Here is a 3,240-nt window from a genome sequence, read left to right on the forward strand (position 1 = left end):
GCGACCGGCTGGCCGTGGCCTGGCAGCCGCGTCTCGAGCATCTCGTAGTAGATGTCGTTGGGTGCGGTCATCAAGGGCACGCCGGCCAGACCGAGCTGGTCGATGGTGTCGATCAGGTTGTCGCTGAGGAGGGCGATGTGCTGGATGCCTTCGCCGTTGAACTTCATCAGGTATTCCTCGATCTGGCCCGAGCCTTTCGAAGACTCTTCGTTCAGCGGRATGCGGATCTTGCCGTCCGGWGCGGTCAGCGCCTTCGAGGTCAGGCCGGTGTATTCGCCCTGGATGTCGAAGTAGCGGATCTCGCGGAAGTTGAACAGCTTCTCGTAGAAGTTGGCCCAGAACGTCATGCGGCCGCGGTAGACGTTGTGAGTCAGGTGGTCGATCAGCTTCAGGCCGTGGCCCACCGGATGGCGATCGACGCCCTCGATGAATTCGAAGTCGATGTCGTAGATCGACTTGCCGTCCTCGAAGCGGTCGATCAGGTACAGCGGCGCGCCGCCGATGCCCTTGATCGCCGGCAGGCGCAGTTCCATCGGTCCGGTGGCGATCTCGATCGGCTGTGCGCCGAGCTCCAGTGCCCGCGCATAGGCCTTGTGCGAATCCTTGACGCGGAAYGCCATGCCGCARGCCGAGGGACCGTGCTCCGCGGCGAAGTASGCCGCCGGGCTGTTSSGYTCGCGRTTGACRATGAAGTTGATGTYGCCCTGGCGGTACAGCACCACGTCCTTGGACCGGTGCCTGGCCACCAGCTGGAAGCCCAGCTTCTCGAAGAAAGGCTCGAGCGTGTCGGGCGTCGGAGAAGCGAACTCGACGAATTCGAAGCCCATCAGGCCCATCGGGTTSTCAAAGAGGTCGGTGGTCATGGCAATGCTCCAGAAAGGTAGGAATTGTTTCGGGGCCGTCCGCGGCTCCATCGTGGTTCATAACTGTAGGCAGAATCGCCCGCAGGAATCGTGCATATCACGGAGAATCGACGCTCTACTCACACGATTCGTGTGACAATTGGCATCATGCAGGCAGGAACGACGCTCGATTCAATAGATCAGCGCATCATTTCGGTGCTGCAGTTGAACGGCAGGCTGTCGTACGAAGAACTGGGAACCCAGGTGGGTCTCTCGGCCTCGGCTGCGCTGCGGCGAGTGAAGCGCCTCGAGGAAACGGGTGTCATTGCGGGCTATGTGGCGTTGGTGCGGGCCAAGAGGATCGGGCTGGGCCTGACCGCCTACATCAACGTCCGCATGGAGAAGCACACGGGCGGCGACAAGCGCAGTCCGATGGATCTGTTTGCGGCCGCCGTACAGACTTGGCCGGAAGTCATCGACTGCGTCTCCCTGACGGGAGAGATGGACTATCTGCTGCGCATCGTCGTGGCCGACATGGATCACTACACGCGCTTCGTGATGGACACGCTGCTCAAGCATCCCAGCGTGCAGGACTGCAAGACAAGCTTCGTGATGCGGCCGGTCAAAGCAACGGCAACGCTCGTGTGATCAACCTGAACATGCACCGTCTCCAGAGGTGGCACGTCTAGGGTTGAGGCGATGAGACCCTGCCTCCTGGATAGCATTTCGATCGAATGAATCGCACCTGCAGATGAGTCCTGGACCGGCTCATGCACCGCYGCGCMATGCTGGAGTTCGAGGGCAAGAGCTACCGTCTGAAGGAGGCCGCCGCGCGCATCGCCATCACGCCCGAATCGTCATAATCCGASCGTCCTGCCTGGAGCAGTTTGACCGGCCATAAGTGGAGCAGTTTGGGGTGGCCATCGGGGGAGTCCACGATGAACAGTTCGCGGTGCTCCGAACCGCCGAACGCAATGTTCGTCCAGAGCGATCCTTCCGGGGCCTCAACGAGGTGGGTCACTCTGCCCAGCTTGTCAAATCGCCAGACGCGCCTGCATAGCCGTAGTCCACATGCGGGCAGCAGCATCGCGAGGCCGGTGCGCCAGGCCCAGGACATGCCGAGAAAGCGCCGATCCCAATTCGGAAGACTGATCACTGCTGTTGCCAGGAGGAACGTCGCCATGACGTTGGCCTCCTTCAGGTTGTTCGTCATCAGCCAGAAGAAGGCCTGGGCAAAGATCCCGGCGACGGCTAGGCTAGGCGATGAGCGGATGGGAGCCGAGCGCGCTCGTCAACGCATCGACCATCGCGATACCCACCTGGTGCCGGCCTGCAACGAGGATGCGGAAATCGAACCCGAACTCCGCGACCGTCATTTGACGGATGAGTTCATCGGTCCAGGTTTCGCCTGGCGCTGCGCCCATCRCGGAGTTCGCGCGCAGGCGCTCGAGATCGATGACCACCGACTGGCGCCGCGCTTCCTCAGGAATGCGCAAGCGTTGCTCGTCGGACGGCGTCACGAAGACATCGAGGGCGAGGCGCCTTCTGGAGGCATCGGCAAGCGCAGCCGTCAACGTCGATGTCAGTGCCGCCGAAGGCTTGATCGTCGCCACTGGCGCGATCGCCGACAAGTCGGCGGTCGAGAGGCGGAGGTTGAGCCGATTCAGCGCTTGCAACTCTCGCCCGCCTGCGGCGACGGGCGCGCGCCGAAGGCAGATGCATTGCCAGCGGAAGGCCGAATCAGCCAGTTGTTCCAGACCACAGGATCCCCTGCAGCCTTGACCGCCTTGGTCTCGGCTGGATTGGCGATCACCGTCGCTTCCTGGCTTTGTGCTCTTGAAAGACTCAGCACCGGCGTGCTGATCTGCCTTCGGCAATTCCGCCTGCAACGGTTCAAGAACCGGCGCCGTCGGCCTCCGCGCCTTGCCCGCACTCTGTTGACCGAAATGCCCGCACTTTGTTGATCGGTCCCAGCACTATGTTTGCAAAAACAGCACTCTGTTAGCAACGACCACCAGCTGCAGCGAGGCACCCTGGGCGGTGAAATACCCGCCGCCGGACCCAGGGTTTTCCATTAATCAATCCACTTGATTTATTAACTCGACGAATCCAAACTCTGTTGCCCGTCCTCAATACTTTCTGGCAAACAGGAGACAACCCGATGTTCAAGCTCACCCTCGCCGCCGCCCTGGCCTCTGCTGTGCTGGCCGCCCACCTCCCGGCCCAGGCCGCCGAGCCCGTGATCGGCCTGATCACCAAGACCGAGACCAACCCCTTCTTCGTCAAGATGAAGGAAGGCGCCACCGCCGAGGCCAAGGCCAAGGGCGCCAAGCTGCTGTCGGGCGCGGGCAAGACCGACGGCGACAACGCCGGCCAGGTCGCCGCCATGGAGAACATG

At 61.9% G+C, this 3,240-nt stretch carries 3 protein-coding genes and 2 pseudogenes; 3 read left to right on the forward strand and 2 right to left on the reverse strand.

Annotation, left to right across the window (positions count from 1 at the left end; translation table 11 throughout):
* Nucleotides 1-863, reverse strand: an 863-nt coding sequence (gene hppD / locus AC1DY5_RS48585) for a 4-hydroxyphenylpyruvate dioxygenase (protein WP_478121494.1), incomplete at its 3' end; no start/stop codon positions are given.
* A gap of 147 nt (nucleotides 864-1,010) precedes the next feature.
* On the opposite strand from hppD, the gene AC1DY5_RS48590 reads away from it, so the two are divergent.
* On the forward strand, nucleotides 1,011-1,490 hold the full coding sequence (locus AC1DY5_RS48590) for an Lrp/AsnC family transcriptional regulator (RefSeq protein ID WP_478121495.1): 480 nt from the start codon (nucleotides 1,011-1,013) through the stop codon (nucleotides 1,488-1,490).
* 107 nt (nucleotides 1,491-1,597) lie between these two features.
* Nucleotides 1,598-1,705: pseudogene (locus AC1DY5_RS48595) on the forward strand (ATP-binding protein); the annotation flags it as partial.
* Nucleotides 1,706-2,098: 393 nt separating this feature from the next.
* Here the strand turns inward: AC1DY5_RS48595 and AC1DY5_RS48600 are convergent.
* A complete protein-coding gene (locus AC1DY5_RS48600) occupies nucleotides 2,099-2,731 on the reverse strand; it encodes a hypothetical protein (protein WP_478121496.1) in 633 nt (210 codons plus the stop codon).
* Nucleotides 2,732-3,003: 272 nt separating this feature from the next.
* Here AC1DY5_RS48600 and AC1DY5_RS48605 point away from each other — a divergent pair.
* Nucleotides 3,004-3,240 (forward strand): annotated as a pseudogene (locus AC1DY5_RS48605) (sugar ABC transporter substrate-binding protein); the annotation flags it as partial.

The sequence above is a fragment of the Variovorax sp. P4_D9 genome, assembly GCF_056401695.1.

Excerpts from the sequence above, each read along its gene's own strand:
- AC1DY5_RS48590 (WP_478121495.1), top strand. The coding sequence starts at position 1,011 with ATGCAGGCAGGAACGACGCTCGATTCAATAGATCAGCGCATCATTTCG.